The 19447-nt window shown below is 43.9% G+C and carries 21 protein-coding genes; 11 read left to right on the forward strand and 10 right to left on the reverse strand.

Going from position 1 to position 19447, the window contains the following annotated elements; all coding sequences use genetic code 11:
* Window positions 1-16: 16 nt before the first annotated feature.
* Window positions 17-979 carry a glycosyltransferase family 2 protein gene (locus tag DN53_RS03075; protein ID WP_129652938.1) on the forward strand — a complete coding sequence of 321 codons (963 nt, stop codon included), beginning with the start codon at window positions 17-19 and terminating at the stop codon, window positions 977-979.
* Window positions 960-1832, forward strand: coding sequence for a lysylphosphatidylglycerol synthase transmembrane domain-containing protein (locus DN53_RS03080; protein WP_129652939.1), 873 nt, complete (start codon window positions 960-962; stop codon window positions 1830-1832). The genes DN53_RS03075 and DN53_RS03080 overlap by 20 nt, the downstream gene beginning before the upstream one ends.
* Here the strand turns inward: DN53_RS03080 and DN53_RS03085 are convergent.
* The 6 genes from DN53_RS03085 to mazG form a co-directional block, all read right to left on the reverse strand.
* Window positions 1829-3487 carry an ArnT family glycosyltransferase gene (locus DN53_RS03085; RefSeq protein ID WP_129652940.1) on the reverse strand — a complete coding sequence of 553 codons (1659 nt, stop codon included), beginning with the start codon at window positions 3485-3487 and terminating at the stop codon, window positions 1829-1831. The two genes, DN53_RS03080 and DN53_RS03085, sit on opposite strands and share 4 nt — an antisense overlap.
* Window positions 3484-4053 (reverse strand): phosphatase PAP2 family protein, encoded by a 570-nt coding sequence (locus tag DN53_RS03090; RefSeq protein ID WP_129652941.1) that lies wholly within the window; start codon window positions 4051-4053, stop codon window positions 3484-3486. Before DN53_RS03090 ends, DN53_RS03085 begins: the two co-directional genes overlap by 4 nt.
* Entirely contained in the window at window positions 4053-4280 is a 228-nt protein-coding gene (locus DN53_RS03095) for a hypothetical protein (protein ID WP_129652942.1), read from the reverse strand. The genes DN53_RS03090 and DN53_RS03095 overlap by 1 nt, the downstream gene beginning before the upstream one ends.
* Before the next feature lie 37 nt (window positions 4281-4317).
* Entirely contained in the window at window positions 4318-5685 is a 1368-nt protein-coding gene (locus tag DN53_RS03100) for an MATE family efflux transporter (protein WP_129652943.1), read from the reverse strand.
* Window positions 5686-5770: 85 nt separating this feature from the next.
* Entirely contained in the window at window positions 5771-7315 is a 1545-nt protein-coding gene (locus DN53_RS03105) for a sulfatase family protein (RefSeq protein ID WP_207211065.1), read from the reverse strand.
* A gap of 35 nt (window positions 7316-7350) precedes the next feature.
* The gene (mazG, locus tag DN53_RS03110; protein WP_129652945.1) at window positions 7351-8136 is read right to left on the reverse strand and encodes a nucleoside triphosphate pyrophosphohydrolase; all 786 of its coding nucleotides are present in this window, start codon (window positions 8134-8136) and stop codon (window positions 7351-7353) included.
* Window positions 8137-8300: 164 nt separating this feature from the next.
* On the opposite strand from mazG, the gene DN53_RS03115 reads away from it, so the two are divergent.
* The 3 genes from DN53_RS03115 to DN53_RS03125 are packed head-to-tail and all read left to right on the forward strand — an operon-like array spanning window position 8301 to window position 11428.
* Complete coding sequence (locus DN53_RS03115) at window positions 8301-9176, forward strand: alpha/beta hydrolase (protein ID WP_129652946.1); 876 nt, start codon at window positions 8301-8303, stop codon at window positions 9174-9176.
* A gap of 9 nt (window positions 9177-9185) precedes the next feature.
* Window positions 9186-9848: a GDSL-type esterase/lipase family protein gene (locus DN53_RS03120; RefSeq protein ID WP_129652947.1), complete on the forward strand. Its 663-nt coding sequence runs from the start codon at window positions 9186-9188 to the stop codon at window positions 9846-9848.
* 2 nt (window positions 9849-9850) lie between these two features.
* Window positions 9851-11428, forward strand: a complete 1578-nt coding sequence (locus DN53_RS03125; RefSeq protein WP_129652948.1) for a family 20 glycosylhydrolase — start codon at window positions 9851-9853, stop codon at window positions 11426-11428.
* Here DN53_RS03125 and DN53_RS03130 read toward each other — a convergent pair whose 3' ends face one another.
* The 3 genes from DN53_RS03130 to ruvX are packed head-to-tail and all read right to left on the reverse strand — an operon-like array spanning window position 11429 to window position 12934.
* Window positions 11429-11875, reverse strand: coding sequence for a DUF5606 family protein (locus DN53_RS03130; RefSeq protein WP_116218234.1), 447 nt, complete (start codon window positions 11873-11875; stop codon window positions 11429-11431).
* Window positions 11876-11929: 54 nt separating this feature from the next.
* Window positions 11930-12520 (reverse strand): peptide deformylase, encoded by a 591-nt coding sequence (def, locus tag DN53_RS03135; RefSeq protein ID WP_129652949.1) that lies wholly within the window; start codon window positions 12518-12520, stop codon window positions 11930-11932.
* A 3-nt stretch (window positions 12521-12523) separates the two neighbouring features.
* Entirely contained in the window at window positions 12524-12934 is a 411-nt protein-coding gene (ruvX, locus tag DN53_RS03140) for a Holliday junction resolvase RuvX (protein ID WP_129652950.1), read from the reverse strand.
* Window positions 12935-13035: 101 nt separating this feature from the next.
* Here ruvX and DN53_RS03145 point away from each other — a divergent pair, with 101 nt between their 5' ends.
* Window positions 13036-13851 carry a 2,3,4,5-tetrahydropyridine-2,6-dicarboxylate N-succinyltransferase gene (locus DN53_RS03145; RefSeq protein WP_129652951.1) on the forward strand — a complete coding sequence of 272 codons (816 nt, stop codon included), beginning with the start codon at window positions 13036-13038 and terminating at the stop codon, window positions 13849-13851.
* A gap of 254 nt (window positions 13852-14105) precedes the next feature.
* Window positions 14106-14909, forward strand: a complete 804-nt coding sequence (locus tag DN53_RS03150) for a glycosyltransferase family 2 protein (RefSeq protein ID WP_129653344.1) — start codon at window positions 14106-14108, stop codon at window positions 14907-14909.
* Here the strand turns inward: DN53_RS03150 and DN53_RS03155 are convergent.
* Complete coding sequence (locus DN53_RS03155) at window positions 14891-15703, reverse strand: glycosyltransferase family 2 protein (RefSeq protein WP_129652952.1); 813 nt, start codon at window positions 15701-15703, stop codon at window positions 14891-14893. The two genes, DN53_RS03150 and DN53_RS03155, sit on opposite strands and share 19 nt — an antisense overlap.
* An 86-nt stretch (window positions 15704-15789) precedes the next feature.
* Between DN53_RS03155 and DN53_RS03160 the strand changes: the two genes are divergently transcribed.
* From DN53_RS03160 to DN53_RS03175, 4 genes are read left to right on the forward strand one after another with little or no spacing between them, the layout of a single operon-like run.
* Window positions 15790-16833, forward strand: a complete 1044-nt coding sequence (locus tag DN53_RS03160) for a glycosyltransferase family 52 (protein ID WP_129652953.1) — start codon at window positions 15790-15792, stop codon at window positions 16831-16833.
* Window positions 16834-16842: 9 nt separating this feature from the next.
* A complete protein-coding gene (locus tag DN53_RS03165; protein WP_129652954.1) occupies window positions 16843-18015 on the forward strand; it encodes an acylneuraminate cytidylyltransferase in 1173 nt (390 codons plus the stop codon).
* Window positions 18005-18874, forward strand: a complete 870-nt coding sequence (locus tag DN53_RS03170; protein WP_129652955.1) for an N-acetylneuraminate synthase family protein — start codon at window positions 18005-18007, stop codon at window positions 18872-18874. Before DN53_RS03165 ends, DN53_RS03170 begins: the two co-directional genes overlap by 11 nt.
* Window positions 18875-19447 (forward strand): L-threonylcarbamoyladenylate synthase, encoded by a 573-nt coding sequence (locus DN53_RS03175; RefSeq protein WP_129652956.1) that lies wholly within the window; start codon window positions 18875-18877, stop codon window positions 19445-19447.

The following is a 19447-nucleotide window of genomic DNA, read 5'->3' on the forward strand; positions in this document are numbered from 1 at the left end:
ACAGATTTCAAAACGAATGAACACTGTCACCGATTCCCTTTTATCCATAGTAGTCCCGTTGTACAATGAAGAGGACAATGTAGTTCTTCTCACCCAAAAGATTCATGAGAGTCTTGAAGGATATAACTACCAAATTGTCTATGTGGACGATTTTTCAACGGACAAGACCCGTATAAAGGTCAAAGAAATGGATGACTCCAAAGTCCACTTGATCGAGTTGAAAAAGAACTACGGACAAAGTTTGGCCTTGGCCGCCGGTATTGACTATGCCGAAGGGGAATACATCATCACCATGGATGGGGACCTTCAAAATGACCCTTCCGACATTCCCCAAATGTTGACATATGCCGTAAGTGGGGAGTACGACGTGGTCACGGGCATCCGTCAGAAAAGAAAGGATTCCCTCATTAAAAAGATTCCTTCCAAAATTGCCAATTTCTTAGTTCGGAGGGTAACCAAACTCGATATTAAAGACAATGGCTGCGCCCTAAAAGTCTTCACCAAGGATATTGCCAAAGGACTCAACCTATATGGTGAAATGCACCGTTTTATCACACTTTTGGCACATTTGGAAGGCGCCCAGATAAAGCAAGTTCCCGTAAAGCACCATGCCCGCCATGCCGGAGTTTCCAAATATGGGTTGGAACGTGTATTCAAGGTTGTGGCCGATATGATGTTGCTGCTCTTTATCCGAAAATATTTTCAACGGCCCATTCACCTCTTTGGAATTTTTGGCGTGTTGCTGATCATCCTCGGTATCTTCATCAACCTATATCTGCTTATCGTAAAGCTTGGTTTTGGTGAGGATATAGGTAGTAGACCCTTGCTCATTTTTGGGATGATGTTCATTTTAGGGGGCATTCAACTCTTCACCATTGGTATTGTGATGGAGCTATTGATCCGCACCTATTACGAATCCCAACAGAAACGACCCTATCGCATCAAAAAAATCTCTATCGGTGACGGAAAAGCTGCGTAAAAAACTCATTACGGCACTGAAATTCATCATCAGTGCGGTATTGATTTACTTTATTTTCACCAAAATAGACCTCAAGGACGTTCTGCAGACTTTAAAAAAGAGCGACCCCATCTATCTGGTTTTGGCCATTCTTTTATTTATCCTTTCAAAAGTATTGGCCGCTTTTAGGCTACAGCTCTACTTCCATCAGATTGGGGCAAAGATTACCCAGTTGGCCAACTTAAAGTTATATCTATTGGGCATGTTCTATAACCTGTTTCTCCCCGGTGGAATTGGTGGGGATGCCTACAAAGGCTACGTGGTTCAGAAAGAATACAAACCTGGGACAAAGAAAGTGGTCTCTGTGCTGTTGGTAGACCGGTTGAGCGGCATGCTGCTGTTGTTTGTCTATGCCTGTACCTTGGCGCTCCTATCGTCCAATGTTTTTTTTAATGGATTGAGTGGACTCGTTGCTTTGGGCATTCCAACCAGTATTATTATGTTTTGGTGGATTAACAAACGCTTTTTCATTTCTGGATTTCCTGTGTTTTGGAAATCTTTGGGCTATTCGGCCCTGGTGCAATTGACCCAGTTGGTTTGCGTATTGTGTATATTGAAATCGTTGTCCATTGGATTGGATATTGTGGAATACCTTTTTGTCTTTCTGGTTTCTTCCATTGTATCGGTGATTCCATTGACCATTGGTGGAATAGGAAGTAGGGAGATCACCTTTTTATATGGTGCGGAGTGGTTAGGTTTGAATGCCAGTACTTCCATTGGCATCAGTTTTACTTTTTTCCTGATTACGGCCTTGGTTTCCCTTATGGGAATGTATTACCACTTTAAAAAGCCGGAATTGGAAACCGTTTCCTAATCCAAATGCACCAAATGCATTCGATTCAATTTCTTCTGACGGGTGTTGGGGTTCAAGAATTTAATCTGAAGGCGGGTAATCCGAAATTGGTCCACTGTAATCTGCTCGTGCCAATGGTAGTTATCATTCTGAAGTTTTTCCAGTTCACTGTCCGTGGCATAGACCCAAATGTCATGCTTGTCCGCCAAATCCGATAAGGAAACAATCTTGACGGGCTTCTTGTTATAAAAATCCAAGGCCCAGGTATGCCCTTCCGTAATCTTATAGATTTTGTCAACAGGAATGTTGTTCTCCGCAACTTTCCCTGCCATAGTGGAACCTCCTTGGTATTGAAGTAGGCGGGGATAAAAATGGGTGTTGAGCAATCCATTCAGTAAGAGTGAGCTACAAACCGAAATGGTCAAAATCCTAAGGTAAGGTGCCTCTCGCTTCAAACAATAGTAGATAATACCCGAAAGCGCTGCCAACAACACCAAATAGCCGTACCAATGCTCCAGTTTGAACACATAAAAGCAAACCAAAACGGTAAAAACAAAAACAAAACTCAAGATGAAATACTGTACTATCACCAATACTTTAGCCACCTTTTCCTTTTGTTCATGATGGATTCGATACAGATACCCAGCTGAAAGCACCGCATACAAAGGCATGAGTATGTTCATGTAATGCGGCAGCTTAAACTGAGCAAAACTGATCAGAAAGAAAAGAATGGTGATGCTGCCAAAAGTTAGGAACTCCAATTGTGGCTTGTAGGCAAACTTGGTTTCCCAAAATGTTTTGAGCTTTGTCCAGTAGGCTATCAAGGCCAAGACGGTCCAAGGCAGAAATACCCATAAAAAAGTATGGAAGAAGAAAAAGAAATCGCTGCTGTTCTTGCCTACGCCTTCGCCACTCATCCGTTCAAAACTCTGTTCCCAAAAAATAAAAAAGATACCGCTACGGTGGTCCTTGCCTCGAATGACCTTTTCCGGGTGCAGATCAAATTGGTGGTAATAGGCATACAGCATGGGGGTTATGGTGAGTCCAAAGACCACCAAAGCCACCAACACTTTCCAGTTGAGCAATCGCATCCATTTTCGGGTATAGGCCAAATGGCAAAGTACCGAAACCCCAATGACCACTAGGGCAATCTGGCCTTTGGTTGAAAAAGCCATTCCGGCTCCAAAAGCACCCAGCATGATACCCTTAAGGGTATTTTTCTCTATATAGGTGACCAACTGCCAAATGGAAAAAATGGTAAATCCGGTCAAAACTGCATCGGTACGCACATCGATATTGGCCAATACAATGGTTTGGGCTGTCATAAAAATAAGGGCGGCGAATCGACCCACATCCTTGTTGTATAGCAATTTTCCCAAACCATGGCAGCTATAGGCCCCCAGTAGGGTCGCCAAAATCCCGGGGATTCTGTAGGCCCAGTCGTGAATCCCAAAAATTTTATAGGAAAGTGCCGCCAACCAGTAGTGCATATGCGGCTTGTCCAAATATTCTTCAGGTCCCTTGAAGAGGCTCAAAAAATCATTTTCTTGCACCATCCGCATGGCCATGACGGCAAACTGTGCAGAATCGTTCTCGAAAAGGGTCACGAACATTCCAGCGATATAGACCAGAACTATCAGAGTGAGTAAAAACCAGTATCTGGTCGTTGAAATCATGTCCCTATTTTTTGGAATGCAAATATAGCCAACTTGGCAAACAACCATCCGAACAACAGACCTACAAGAGCCCCTGTGAGCACATCCAAGGGGAAATGTACCCCAATGTAAATTCGGCTATAGGCCACCAAACAGGCCCATATCATAAGGATGAATCCCATATATCTCACCTTCCCACAGAAAAGGACCGCGAAAAAAGTGGCCGGCCCAAAAGAATTGGCGGCATGGGCGGAAAAATAACCAAATTGCCCCCCGCAATAACTTTTCACCAAACGCATGATTCCACTGATCTCTGGATCGTGGCAAGGTCGTAATCGGCCAACACCGTATTTAAAAAAATTGGATAGTTGGTCCGTGCAGGTAATCAACAAGGCCACACTCACCAGAATGATGCCGGTCTTTTTCCATCCAAAATTTTTATAGGAGAGATAAAGCAGCAACACATACAGGGGGGATGAATTCCTAGTCTTGGTCATGAACATCCAAAAACCGTCCCAAGTGGGGGTCCCCAATCCGTTGAGGAAGAGAAAAAGGTCTTTATCGTATTGCAGCAGTTGGTCCAGCATTACGCATCGTATCGGGAAACTTCGCGATCGTAGAATGCCGTGGCCGCCTCAATTAGGCCCTCCGCCTCGTCGGCGAGTTCTGCCTCATCCTCTTTGGAGAATTCCTCCATCCATTCCACTTCATCATCTTCCAAGTTGATGATAAACCGTGGATACTCGGTATGGACGATAAATATCGCATCGGGATGATCGGTGTTATCCGCTAAAAGAAATTTGGGCAATTCCATAGTATTTTAATTTAAAATTCGGCCTATAAAAACCAAATCAGTCCTGTATCAATTTTTTGGTCAAATAGATGAATCGAATATACAACAATACCGCCGATGCTGTAAGCCCGGACAGCAATCCTATCCAAATCCCGGTGCTTTTCAAATGGGTATGCAGACCCAAGTAATAGCAAACGGGAAATCCGATCAACCAATAGGCCACAAAGGTAATCAAGGTAGGGACCTTTACATCCTGAAGTCCCCTAAGAGCACCCAAGACCACCACCTGCAATCCATCGGATATTTGAAAAAATGCGGCCACCAACAATAACTTGGCTGCGATGACGATCACTTCGGTATTATCCATTTGATTGACAAGGTCGTCCACATCCAAATAAATGGTAGGGAACCAATGTCTCCCGATCAAAAAGAGAGCGGCAAAAACAATTTCCAACAATAGGGTGAGGAAAAAAATGGATTCGGCAATTCTTTTGAGTTCCTTAAAGTTTTGCAGTCCTTTTTGATTGCCCACACGGACCATGGCCGCCACACTGAGTCCCATTCCCACCATAAAGGTCATACTACTCAAGTTCAATGCTATTTGATTAGCAGCTTGGGCATTTTTGCCCAACACCCCACTCAACCAAATGGCTGCGGTAAATATGGCCACCTCAAAGAACATCTGCATGGCCGAAGGAAATCCAAGACTGATGATCTTGTTCATCACCTTCTTCTCTATCACCTTAAAATTGAACCCGGTCACGTAGGGCTGGAACTTTTCTTTTCTTTTCAGCAGAAACCAGATGTATCCCACCATGATAAATCGTGAGGCCAAGGTACCAATGGCAGCTCCAACAATCCCCAATTTTGGAAAGCCCAACGAACCAAAAATCAATAGATAATTGATGGAGATGTTCACCACATTGGCCAAAATAGTAGCGTACATGGGATATTTGGTCTGGGACAATCCTTCCGAGAACTGTTTAAACGCCTGAAACATGACCAAGGGAACCAAAGAGAAGGCCACCAACTCCAAATAAGGTATGGCCAATTCCACCACTTCCGGGGGTTGTTTCATGGAATGTAATAGGGGTTTGCAGAGCAATATGATTCCAAAAAGGGACAGTCCCAACAAGGTACAAAGTACTAATCCGTGTTTGAGGGCACTTTTACCATCAGCCTGATTTTTGGCTCCATCGGCCTCGGCCACCAAAGGGGTAATCGCTGTTGAAAAACCAATGCCCAAAGACATGGCTATAAACACAAAACTGTTCCCCAATGACACGGCTGCCAGCTCAGCGGTTCCCAACTGCCCTACCATAATGTTGTCCGCGAAGGCCACAAACGTATGCCCCAACATCCCTAAAATTACGGGATAGGAAAGCTTAAGGTTGTATTTAAATTCCTTGGTGTACCGTTGAAACATGGTCATGACAATTGGAACCGACAAATATAGAACCTTCGGCACGGTTGACCGAATTAAAAAAATGATAAATCTCTAGAAAAAATCTTTAAAACGCCTCTTCCAAAATGGACTGCATCTCTGGGAAATTCTCATCGGTATCTCCATACTTTTGGCGTTCCTCCACTATGGCTTTTTTCATTTCCGATATGATATCGGCATACTTGGGGTCCCCATACGCGTTGTGGAGTTCTTTGGGGTCATTTTCCAAATCATAAAACTCCCATTGGGGCTCCGTAGGTTCGGAAGATGCTCCACTCATGCCCAGTCCCTGTCCATAGAAAAAAGCAAGCTTGTACTGATGGTTCCTTACCCCAAAATGGGCCGGTCTTTTCGGCTCGTGCAACCAGTACCGGTAGTACATTTGCTTTCTCCAATCGGCCGGTGTGTTACCGTTCAAGATTTCCCGAAAACTTCTCCCCTGCATGTAAGATGGCTTTTCTATTCCGGCATAATCGGCCAAAAGAGCTGGGAAATCAATGTTCAGGATAATATCATCTATACGCTGCCCTCCTTTGATTTCTTTGGGATAACGGATTACAAAAGGCATTCTTAGGGATTCCTCGTAGATCAACCTTTTATCAAAAAAGCCATGTTCGCCCAAAAAATAGCCTTGATCGGCCGTATATACGACCACGGTATTATCAGCCAAACCTTCTTCCTCCAAAAAATCGAGCAGCCTCCCTATGTTGTCATCAATGGCAGCACCGCTACGCATAAAATCCTTGACCAATTTTTGGTAAATTTTCTTGCGCTTCTGAACACTGTCCAAACCATCCAACGGATAAGGCAACCCCGGATAGTAGGTCCAGAATTCTTCCGGCCTTTCGGTTGCAGCCTGCCAACGATCGGCCAAGCGCTCCAAAATTTGTCCATTGAATGTCCTTCCCGTGGTTTCTGGACCAAAATCCAATAGGGACTCCGGTTCCGGAATTTCTTGATCCACATATAAATCCGCAAATCGTTCCGGATAATCAAAAGGCTCATGTGTGGCCTTAAAATGAGTGAACATCAAAAAGGGTTTCTCGGTATCCCGGTTTTTGAGGTGTTCAATGGTCAGGTCGGTGATGACATCGGTGGAAAAGCCTTCGTATTGTTTGCCTTGGGTTCCATCAGAACCATCCACCCAATTTTCCTTGGTCTTTAAAATAGGATTCACATAAACTCCCTGTCCCGGCAAAACCTCAAAATGGTCAAAGCCTTCGGGCTGTCTGTACAAGTGCCATTTCCCTATCACCGCGGTTTGATACCCAGCCTCACCAAAGGTTTTTGCCACATTGGGGTGACCCACGGGAAGCGGTTCCCTTAAGGTGTACACTTGATTCAGGTTACTATACTGTCCTGTGAGAATGGTGGCCCGGCTTGGGCTGCAGATGGAGTTGGTACAAAAGGCGTTGTTGAGCACCGCACCTTCCTTGGCCAACCGTTCAATATTGTTGTTCTGTACATAATCTTCCAAGATTCCACCATAAATCCCCCAAGCTTGTGAGGTATGGTCATCGGAAAGAATAAAGAGAATATTGGGCTTTTCGTCCGTTTTGGGTTCTTCCTTGGTCTTGCAGCTCCATGCCATTGCCACCAAAAGAAGTAGCATTGACAGATTTTGTACTCGGTTGAATTGTATCATACTTATTGAACTTTTTGCATTTTCTTGGCTTCTTCCCAATACACATCCATTTCGGCCAAGGTCATTTCCCTTAAGGTCTTTCCGAGCTCTTTGGCCTTTCCCTCCAAATACTGGAAGCGATCTATAAATTTTTTATTGGTCCGTTCCAGGGCATTTTCCGGATTCACTCCCAAAAAACGGGCATAATTGACCATGGAAAAGAATACATCCCCAAATTCGGATTCCATTTGGTCGGCATTATTGGATTTGATTTCCTCCTGCAGTTCACCCAGTTCCTCCTGTAATTTTTCAAATACCTGTTCCGGATGTTCCCAATCGAATCCTACCCCGGCCACTTTTTCTTGAATCCTATTGGCCTTGACCAAAGCCGGAAGGCTGTTGGGGACCCCTTCAAGCACACTTTTTTTTCCTTCCTTGAGTTTGATGTTCTCCCAGTTCTGCTTTACCTCTTCTTCGTTTTCCACCTTAACATCGCCATAAATATGCGGATGGCGGTTGATTAATTTTTCGCAGATGCCATGAGCCACATCGGCCATATCAAAATCTTGGGTCTCCGAACCAATTTTGGCATAAAATACAATGTGCAGCAACAAATCCCCCAATTCTTTTTTGACTTCTTCCAAGTCATTGTCCAAAATGGCATCGCCCAACTCGTAGGTTTCCTCTATGGTAAGATGTCGTAGGGATTCCATGGTCTGCTTTTTATCCCACGGACATTGCTCCCGTAACTCATCCATTATGGTAAGAAGTCGGTCAAACGCCGCCAATTGTTCAGCTCTTGGGTTCATTCCTCTGGTTTTGTCCAAAAATACAAAGACCTTGAAAAGGCGGAGGTGAAATTTATTCCATATTTATAAAGAGTTTACCCATTTTTTCAACATTTATTAAAATAGACAACAAAAACCTAAGGGGGTGCTATGCTGAAAATCGTATTTTTGAAAAAATGGCAAGCATGAAATCATTGTTATGGGTAGGGATGTGTTTCCTAAGCGTAACCATATCGGCACAAGAAATCATCAAACTACCCAAAGATGGCAATCCTCCCGTTGAATGGACCTCCCCAGAAACGGAATACTACTCTGAAATTTGGCAAGCACAAGTCACTACCAATGTCTCGGAACCTACCATGCAGGTATTCCGCCCCAAGGAAGAAACAAATACCGGAACAGCGGTAATCGTGGCTCCCGGAGGTGGATTGTATGCCTTGAGCACTACCACCGAAGGTAGCCAAGTGGCCCAATGGCTCAACGAAAAAGGTATTACTGCTTTTGTCTTAAAGTATAGATTGGTCCCCACAGGCGAGGACGGTGTTGCCGAAATTGAAGAGCTTTCGGCCAATGATCCAGATAAGATAGGGGTTGAAGCTGGAAAAGTGCTCCCCTATTCCATCCAAGATGGCCTAAATGCTGTGGCCCATGTCCGAAAAAATGCTGAATTATATGGAATCAAACCCGACAAAATTGGTTTTATGGGATTTTCTGCTGGTGGAGCGGTCACCGTTGGGGTAGGCTATAACTATACTGAAGAAAGTAGACCCGATTTCTTGGTCCCAATCTACTATTGGTCCTATGTGATGCCGGTCCAGGAACCCAAGGCCGATTCCCCTCCTATGTTCCTTATCTGTGCCTCGGACGACCCCTTGGGCTTGGCCCCGGGCAGCATTGCCCTCTACTCTTCATGGCTGGAGGCCGGCAAGCCTGTAGGGATGCATATGTACAGTAAAGGAGGCCACGGTTTTGGGATGCGGAAACAAGGACTTCCCTCCGATACTTGGATCGAACGGTTTTACGAATGGAGCCTTGCCCAAAATCTTATCAGTACCAATTAAATCACCCTTATGAATAAATTACTCCTACCATTATTATTACTCCCTTTTTTACTGCATGCCCAAGACATCCAACGCTATCAAAAAGAAGTGGAAACCATCCAGAAAAACAATGATTCCATTTGGGATGCCACAAAACCCACCTTGGTCTTCACAGGGAGCTCCAGTGTTCGCATGTGGAAAGATGTACAACAACGGTTTCCGGAATACCAGATCCTAAACAATGGTTTTGGAGGTTCGCAATTTTCCGACCTTCAACACTTTTTGGATGAGTTAATATTGGATTATGACCCTGTAAAGGTGTTCATCTATGAAGGAGACAACGATATCAGTGCCAAAAAAAGGCCAAGGGCCATTCTAAAGCTGTCCGAAGAAATCCTGCATACCCTACAACAGCAGAGGCCACAAATGGAGATTGTACTCATTTCCGCCAAACCCAGCCTATCCCGGTGGCATTTGAGACGCAAGTACAAACGTTTGAACAGAAAACTCAGCAGATTGGCCGCAAAGACCGATGGTGTTGAATTTGTGGATGTATGGACACCCATGCTCAACAACAGAAAAGTAATGGATGACATCTTCATTGAAGATGGATTGCACATGAACAAAAAGGGTTACGACATTTGGCAGCAAACCCTCAAAGATTATATCAACCTTAATACAAACCTTAATTAATTATGATCTCCAGAATTTCAGTAGTTCTTTTGGCTTTGGTTGCCTTGGTTGCCTGTCAGCCAGCAAAGCCGGAAATCAATTTTCCAAAGACCGATTTGGGAGCAGCCCCATTGATTCCCAAACCTGTAAAGACCGTGGCCACGCACAGCGCCTTCGGATTGGACCAAAACACGGCCATTTACACTTCCACGACCGACCCGAAGCTTGAAAAGGTTGGGCAATTTCTTTCCGAAAAAATCAAATGGTCCACTGGGTTGGATCTTGCCGTGAATGCAACGGACGACTCAAAATCCGTGGAACGGTTCATCTACATCAATTTGGCCGATGATGCCAGCTTGGAAACAGAAGAGTCCTATCAATTGGACATTAAAAAAGATTCCATCCTATTGAATGCCAAGACCGCTGCGGGAGCTTTTAGGGGAATACAGACCTTGCGACAGCTCATTCCTGAAAAAAGCAACGATACCTTGACGGACCATGCCCTTTGGCCTATCCCTTCGGGACAAATTGTGGATAGTCCAAAGTTTGAATACCGAGGTGCCATGTTGGATGTGGCCAGACACTTCTTCACTTTGGATGAAGTAAAGAAATACCTCGATATCTTGGCGTATTACAAGTACAACACCCTGCATTTGCACCTGACCGATGACCAAGGATGGCGTTTGGAGATCAAATCCTGGCCCAAATTGACCGAAGTTGGTGGTGAATTTGAAGTGGGTGGCGGTAAAGGTGGTTTTTACACCCAAGAAGAGTACAAGGAGCTTGTGGCCTATGCTGCAGATAGACACATCACCATAGTCCCTGAAGTGGACATGCCGGGACACACCAATGCCGCTTCAGTAAGCTATCCATTCCTTAATGGAAATGGAAAACCTGTCAAAACCTACACTGGTACCCAAGTGGGCTTCAGCACCTTTGATGCCCAAAAAGATACCGTATACAGTTTTCTGGATGATGTAATCGGTGAGATTGTTGAACTGACCCCTGGCCCATACTTCCACATGGGAGGCGATGAAAGCCACGTTACCAAGAAAAGTGATTACATCCTGTTCGTGGAAAAGGTGGAGAAAATCATCCAAAAACACGGTAAAAAAATGGTGGGATGGAACGAAGTGGCCCAAGCCGACATCAGCTCTTCCAGCGTGCTCCAACTTTGGAACGAGGCAAAATATGCCACCAAGGCCGCACAAGATGGTTCCAAAATTATTCTTTCCCCAGCCGAAAAAGCCTATCTGGACATGCAGTATGATTCACTTTCCAAATTTGGATTGCACTGGGCCGCGTATATTCCTGTTGATGAAGCTTACAACTGGAATCCCGAAACTTACATTGAAGGGTTGCCCAGAGAAAGCATTTTGGGTATTGAAGCCCCACTATGGTCCGAGACCATAAGCAATAGTGCCGAAATGGAGTACTTGGCCTTTCCACGCGCCATTGGATATGCCGAATTGGGCTGGTCCCCTGCAGAGCACTGCAACTGGGAGGACTACAGACAGCGCTTGGCGCAGCAGGTAGCGTACCTCAATAAAAAACAAGTAGCTTACTATCCCACCAAACTGGTGGATTGGAAAGAGGAGTAATTATTCTTCTTCACTGGAGGCGACGGCGGATTCTTCCCCTTCGCCTTCAGTTTTTTCTTCCACAAAATCCGTGATGTTGTTATCGGTAAGAAGGTTGTACCACTGGATAATTTTCTTGATATCACTGGCATACACCCTATCTTCATCATAGTTGGGCAGTACACTGAAAAAATATTCCTCCAAATCTATTTTGTCCGCCTTATGGCTAACGGAGGTCTTTTCCCCTCCTTCTTTCTCCTTGATCTTCTGAAAGACTTCCCGTAATGGCATTTCTTCCTCCAAGGTGTAGATGGCAATTTCCGACAAGACACTCACATTGCTCCGCATTCCAACGGTAATACGCTTGCCGTCCAAAAGGGATTCACCCACAAAACCACTTCTGGTCTGGGTCAATAATTTGTAAAGTCCTGGTTTACCACCTATCGATAAAATCTTGTCCAATGCCATTCAAAATAAATTTATGCGCGCAAAAATATGTTTTTATCGCGAACGCCGATTTTTTTAACGTGCTTTTTTGATATTGGGAAATCGCATCTTGTAGTCCACACTGATCTTTCCCTTGGAAATTTTATCCAATCGGTTTTTCAAAAGACGCTTTTTAAGGGATGATAGCTTATCCGTGAACAAAACTCCCTCTATATGATCATATTCATGCTGGATGACCCGGGCTAACAGACCATTGTAGGTTTCCTTATGAGGTTCAAAGTTTTCATCCAAATAGCTAATGGTCACCTCAGGTTTGCGCTTTACATCCTCCCGAATATCAGGAATGCTCAAACAACCTTCATTAAAATCCCATTCGGTTCCGCTTTCTTCTTCAATTTTGGCATTGATGAACACTTTTTTGAAACCTTTCAATTGCTCCTGTTCTTCTTTGCTGAGATCTTCATCATCTGAAAAAGGGGAGGTATCCACCATGAACAAGCGGATGGGCAATCCCACCTGTGGCGCGGCCAACCCAACACCATGGGCATTGTACATGGTCTCCCACATATTGGGGATCAACGTGTCCAATTTGGGGTAGTCTTTTGTAATATCGGTTGCGACCTTACGCAAAACGGGGTCACCGTATGCTACTATGGGTAAAATCATAAATCAGTTTCTGTTAAGGTATGCCTGCAATATTAGCGTGGCACTTATTTCATCAACCAGGCCCTTGTCCTGACGTTTTTTCTTTTTCATTCCACTGTCCAGCATGGATTGAAATGCCATTTTGGAAGTAAATCGTTCATCTTGGCGTTCCACAGGAATATCTGGAAACTGGGCCGTGAGTTTTTGCAAAAAGGCTTGAATCAACCCTTCCGATTCAGAAGGGGTATTATCCATTTGCTTGGGCAATCCCACCACAAACCGTTCCACCGACTCGGTTCCCACGTAATCGATAAGGAACGAAATCAAGTCCTTGGTCTGGACTGTGGTAAGACCCGAGGCTATCAATTGCAGCTCATCCGTAACCGCAACCCCCGTTCTTACTTTCCCATAATCCAACGCCACGATTCTTGCCAAATCAATTTTTTTGGCAAAAATAACCCTAAAAATGTTATGCCCTTAAAATAGGCCTTAATATTCTCGGGAGGGGGTTATCTTTGTCAAAATTTTAAGAAAAAATGACAGATTTAAGGGCACTTATTGAAAAAGCATGGGACAATAGGGAATTGTTGTCTGAGGAAAAAACCCAGAATGCCATCCGCAAGGTGATCAACCTGATTGATTTGGGAGAACTGCGATGTGCGGAACCCACAGAAGATGGTTGGCAAATCAATGAATGGGTAAAAAAAGCAGTGGTCCTTTATTTCCCCATCCAAAAAATGGAGGTGCTCGAAGCTGGCATTTTTGAATACCATGACAAGATTCCATTAAAGAAAGGATATCAGGAAAAGGGAGTCCGTGTGGTTCCCCATGCAGTGGCCAGACACGGCGCCTATATCTCCAAAGGAACCATTCTTATGCCCAGCTACGTTAACATAGGTGCTTATGTGGATGAAGGTACGATGGTAGACACATGGGCCACAGTGGGTAGTTGTGCCCAAATTGGAAAGAACGTCCACTTAAGTGGTGGCGTAGGTATTGGCGGGGTATTGGAACCCTTACAAGCCGCTCCCGTAATTATTGAGGATAATGCCTTTATAGGTTCCCGGTGCATTGTTGTTGAAGGGGTCCGGGTTGAAAAAGAAGCCGTTCTCGGAGCCAATGTGGTCTTGACCGCCTCCACCAAAATCATTGATGTTACCGGAAATGAGCCTGTGGAACTTAAAGGAAGGGTCCCAGCAAGATCCGTGGTCATTCCAGGAAGTTATACCAAGCAATTTCCTGCAGGGGAATACCAAGTGCCTTGTGCCCTGATCATTGGAAAACGAAAGGAAAGTACGGACAAAAAGACCTCACTGAACAATGCGTTACGTGAGCATGATGTAGCTGTATAACAACCTTAACGGGCAATCGCGACTGCCATTCCCAAAAAAACTCCATTGGGTTGTTTTCTTTAGCTTTAAAAAAAAAAAAAAAGAAGCAACCCATTCGGGTTTTCATACTCTATTGTATATAATACAACTATAAAATCAATCAAAAAGTAGGGGATTCTGATGTTCAATTGTTGTAAGAAAAATAAACGGCTGAACAATTTTATGCCTGTTTTTTTGTTATAGTTTTGTATTTACTAAACCGTATGCCATTGAAAATGCCCGAATTGAGTACCCCAAAGCAAAAAATATCAGCGTTGATCATTACCTACAATGAAATGGGTTACATTGAAAAATGTATCGATTCCGTTTCATTTGCTGATGAAATTATCGTTGTTGACTCGTACAGCACCGATGGCACCTACGAGCATTTACTGGCGCATCCCAAAGTAAAGGTCATACAAAACCCTTTTGAGAATTTTACCGCCCAAAAATCATTTACCCTAAAACAGGCAAAAAATGATTGGGTCCTATTTTTGGATGCTGACGAGGTGGTGACCCAAAAATTACAAAACGAAATTACTGCCACCATAAATGACCCTGAAGCTTGCGAAGCCTATTGGTTTTATCGCAAGTTCATGTTCCAAAACACACCTCTTAATTTCAGTGGATGGCAAACAGACAAGAACCATAGACTCTTCAGGAAAAGTAAAGTGCGTTTCACCGACAAAAAATTGGTGCATGAAACGCTGGAAGTGGACGGTTGTTCCGGTATCTTAAAAGAGAAACTTACCCATTATTGCTATAAAGATTACGAAGATTATAAAGGCAAAATGCTTAAGTACGGACAGTTAAAGGCCAAAGAGGACTTTTACAAGGAAAAGCATTTTAACTATGTGCTCATGACCGTGAAGCCCCTTTGGAAATTCTTCAACCACTACATTATTCGATTTGGTTTCTTGGATGGCAAAAAAGGCATCAAAATCTGTTACCTAAACGCCCTTGGGGTATTGGAAAGGTTCCGTGAGCTTAAGCGACTGGAAAAGAAAAACGAATTGGCCTACTATTTGGTGATGCCATAGTACGTCCAAACTGCCTTTTTGGACTTTGTCTCTTTACGAATCAATTGATTTTTAGCAATCGCTTCTGGGGTTTTGTACCCCCTCTTATGGTCCAAATGAACGCAGACCGCACTATATCTAAGCTGTTTTGACCTAATTCCAAAATTGAACAGACGCTCTCCCAATTCCCTGTCCTCACCTCCATATTGCATCCGTTCATCAAAACCGTTCACATTAAGGATATCCTTTTTCCATGCTGAAGAATTATGACCGTTCCAACTGGCATTGGTCGGTGTAATTGTATTCAAAAGCTTTGAAATAAACCCACTTGCAGTCAATTTGTTGTTCTTAAAGGTCTTGGGGATACCCTTTTCCTTCAACCATTGGATATTGAAACAGTTCTGTTTTTCAATATCTTCCAAGGTAATGGCCTTTGAAATATTCATGGGTAGCATATAATACCCCCCAGAAATAAAATAACCTTGCTCTTTGTTAATATAATGCACCTGGACAAAATCTTCCCTGGGGATACAATCTCCATCAGTCATGATAATGTACTCGGCATCGCACACATCAATGGCCTTGTTCAGGATTCGGCATTTCTGGAATCCATCATCTTCTTGCCAAACATGCTTAATGTCGTAGAAGACCTGTTCCCGCATTTCCTCTACCATCTGTTTCGTCTCCGGCCCCGAACCATCATCGGCCACAATAAGCTCAAAACCCTTGTATGTTTGGCAATTGAAACCCCATAGGACTTTTTTCAACCATTCCGGGTTGTTGTAGGTACTAACTATGACGCTTACCTGAATCACTGAATATTGTTTACTTTTGAGTAATTTTACAAAAGTAGTTTTTTGCCATTCATCTCCAATAAATTCCGTCTATTAATCTGACCCGTATGTCCAGAACCTATGTGGGATCCACCATATATCACATTTATCTTGCACTCCTGCATATCCTAAAAGATTCGAGATACGAAACGGAAAACCTAGGGGAAAACTTGCTTTTTTTAGTGGAGAGTACCCCCATGATCGAAACCCTTATCCCCAACCTAAAAAAGCATTTTTTTAGGGACGTCCACATTATATCGGAACGGAAAGACCATGTTTCCGACCTTGGGAAATTCAATTATTCATTTCGAAGGAAACAAAAACTCATTCCTTATCTGGAGTCCAAACACCCTGTTCTTGCCAAGGAAAAACCCTTTATCCAAAATTCCGATATCTATCTATGCGACACCGATTCGTCCAAAAGCTATTTTCTCTACGAGTTTGGCAAAAAGGACCTCAATATGATAGAGGATGGTGCGCGAACCTATAGCCAAAGGCACAGCGGCTTTGAACAATTCATAAAGGCCTACCTCACCAAGACACCCATTGGTGGGGGTTTTGATAAAGAGATAAAGACCATTTTTGCCCAATTCCCTGAAAAATTGCCCCGTCCACTCCCCAAAAAGGCTGTTGAGCTGAACATTAAAAAAGAGGTGGCCAAGCTGGATGAAAAAACCAAACAGGAAATTTTCTCCATTTTTCTTCCTGAAAATGCCTTTGCCATCAAAGGGGACAACAACGCCCTTATCCTGACCCAACCCATATCCGAGGACAAGGTCATAAAGAGCGAGGCCGAAAAAATAGCCATCTACCGGGATGTGATTTCCAAGGTACCTTCGGACATGAATATCATTTTGAAAACCCATCCAAGGGAGACCACCCAATACGAAAACCATTTTAAGGACATTACCGTGTTACCAGCGCTTTTCCCAATAGAAATATTAGGGCTACGTGAAGGTTTTTTCTTTGAGCAGGGCTATACCCTATTTTCCACCGCACTTTCCAATTTGGAAATTGTTAAGCACAGATTTTTTCTGGGCAAGGATTATTTGGATAAATTTACCGTTAAAGCAACCAAGAACCTGATAAAGAACATGGACGTTCATCCATAACATTCAGTTATGTCAAAAAAAAGCATCGGATTCATACCACTACGAAAAAACTCAAAGGGCATCCCTGGCAAGAACAAAAAGAAATTGCTGGGCAGACCCTTGTTCACCTGGGTGTTGACAGAAGCCATCTTCTCAAACCTTGACGAGGTCTATGTCTTTACCGATGACAATGACATCATCGATTACATCTCCCAGCATTTTAAATGGGCACCCAAGGTAAAACCCTTGAAACGCTCCGATGAAAATGCCTCGGATACGGCTTCCACCGAAGCGGCCATGTTGGAATTTTGTGAGTCCGCGCAGATTGATTTTGATGTGTTTTGCCTGTTGCAAGCTACATCTCCCCTCACCAAAAGAAAGGACATCAACGCTGCCTTGGCCAAATTGGACGATGAAGGTTTTGATGCCGTCCTCAGCGTGGTAAATACGCACCGCTTTACTTGGTCCAAAGACGGCAAACCGTTGAACTACGATTTCAAAGCAAGACCAAGACGACAGGATTTTGATGGACTTCTTATTGAAAATGGGGCGGTCTACTGCACCAATAAAGAAGCACTTCTGGAGTCCAAAAACAGGTTGAGTGGTTCCATTGGCCTTATTGAAATGCATGAGGAAACCTTGGTGGAGATTGATTCCGAAACCGACTTTCAGATTATTGAACAATTGCTGATTTCCCATTTCAAATCCAACAAATCTGCACAACGCATCAACCATTTCATTTTGGATGTGGATGGTGTTTTCACGGATGGCAGTGTCACCTTCAACAAAGAAGGGGAATTCTCCAAACGCTTTGACATGCGCGATGGTATGGGGCTGGAAGTGTTGCGCGAGCATGGGGTCAATGTCATGGTCATGACCTCCGAAAATTCCCAAGTAGTGAGTCAGCGTATGAAAAAATTAAAAATAGCGGATACCTTTTTGGGGGTAAAGGACAAATACTCTTTTCTGGAAAACCTTTGTTCCGAAAGAAATATTTCTCCAAAGGAGATTGCCTATATTGGGGACGATGTAAACGATTGGAGCAACATCCTTAGGGCCGGTTGGTCTTTTTGCCCCTCAAACGCTACCAAGCACATCAAGTACCATGTGGATATGGTCTTAAAGAACAAATCTGCACAAGGTGCCATTCGCGAGGCTTGCGAATTTATCATCAACTATAATCTAAGATTCAATGACCTATAAAGAACCCTATATTATTGCCGAAATCGGATGCAACCACAAAGGCGACATGAAAATCGCCAAGGAGTTGATCAATATGGCCAAAATTTTTGGTAATGCCAACGCGGTAAAATTCCAAAAACGGAACAATAAAGAATTGCTCACCGAGGCACAGTACAATGCCCCCCACCCCAATCCCATCAACTCTTACGGGAATACCTATGGGGCGCACCGGGAGTTTTTGGAGTTCGATGTGGACCAACACCAAGAATTGAAGGACTATTGCGAAGAAGTAGGTATTACTTACTCCACTTCGGTTTGGGAAACCACCTCCGCCAAGGAAATTGCTGGATTGAATCCCGACTTTATAAAAATCCCTTCAGCCTGTAACAACAATTTTGAGATGTTGGAATGGCTGTGCGATAATTACCATGGGGAAATCCACATCTCAACAGGAATGACCACCAAGGATGAGATTAAAATCCTTGTGGACTTTTTTGATGAGCGAGGTAGAGGCAAAGACTTGGTCGTCTACAATTGCACCTCGGGCTATCCGGTCCCTTTTGAAGACGTCTGCCTCTTGGATATTCTGACCCTTCAGGAAAAATATGGGGACAAGGTCAAGAGCATTGGATTTTCTGGTCACCACTTGGGAATTGCCATAGATGTTGCCGCCTACACCTTGGGCGCCCATGTCATAGAAAGGCATTTTACCCTAGACCGAACATGGAAAGGAACCGACCATGCCGCTTCTTTGGAACCCATGGGGCTCAGAAAGCTGTGCCGGGACCTAAGGGCCACCCACAAAGCACTGACCTACAAACAAAAAGACATTCTGGATATTGAAAGCGTTCAGCGCGAAAAGTTGAAATACAAAAAATAAATGGGTGCCGATTTTAATGAAGAGCTGCAAAAATGCTTCGAGGTTCTGAAGCAAGGCGGACTGATCCTTTACCCCACCGATACCGTTTGGGGCATTGGTTGCGACGCCACCAACCCTGAAGCCGTCCAGAAAGTATATGCCCTTAAAAACAGGGAAGACAGTAAGGCCCTTATTTGCCTTGTGGCCAATCAGGCCATGTTGGAGCGCCATGTAAAAGAGGTGCCCGAAGTGGCCTATGACATTATGGATTTGGCTACCAAACCCACTACCATCGTATTTGATGAACCCATTGGTGTGGCCCAAAACCTGGTTGCCGAAGACAATACTTTGGCCATACGGGTGGCTTCAGACAAGTTTTGCCAGTACCTTATCAACAAATTTAGAAAGCCCATTGTATCCACATCGGCCAATATCTCTGGAGAACCCACTCCAAAACGGTTCAAGGATATCGGCCCTGAAATTTTAAAAGGAGTGGACTATGTGGTAAATTTGCCGGACGAAAACAAAGATCCTTCCCCATCATCCATTATAAAATTAGGCAATGATGGGCAGGTGAAGGTAATCCGGGAATAA

The sequence above is a fragment of the Flagellimonas olearia genome, assembly GCF_004150225.1.
GTDB lineage: Bacteria > Bacteroidota > Bacteroidia > Flavobacteriales > Flavobacteriaceae > Flagellimonas > Flagellimonas olearia.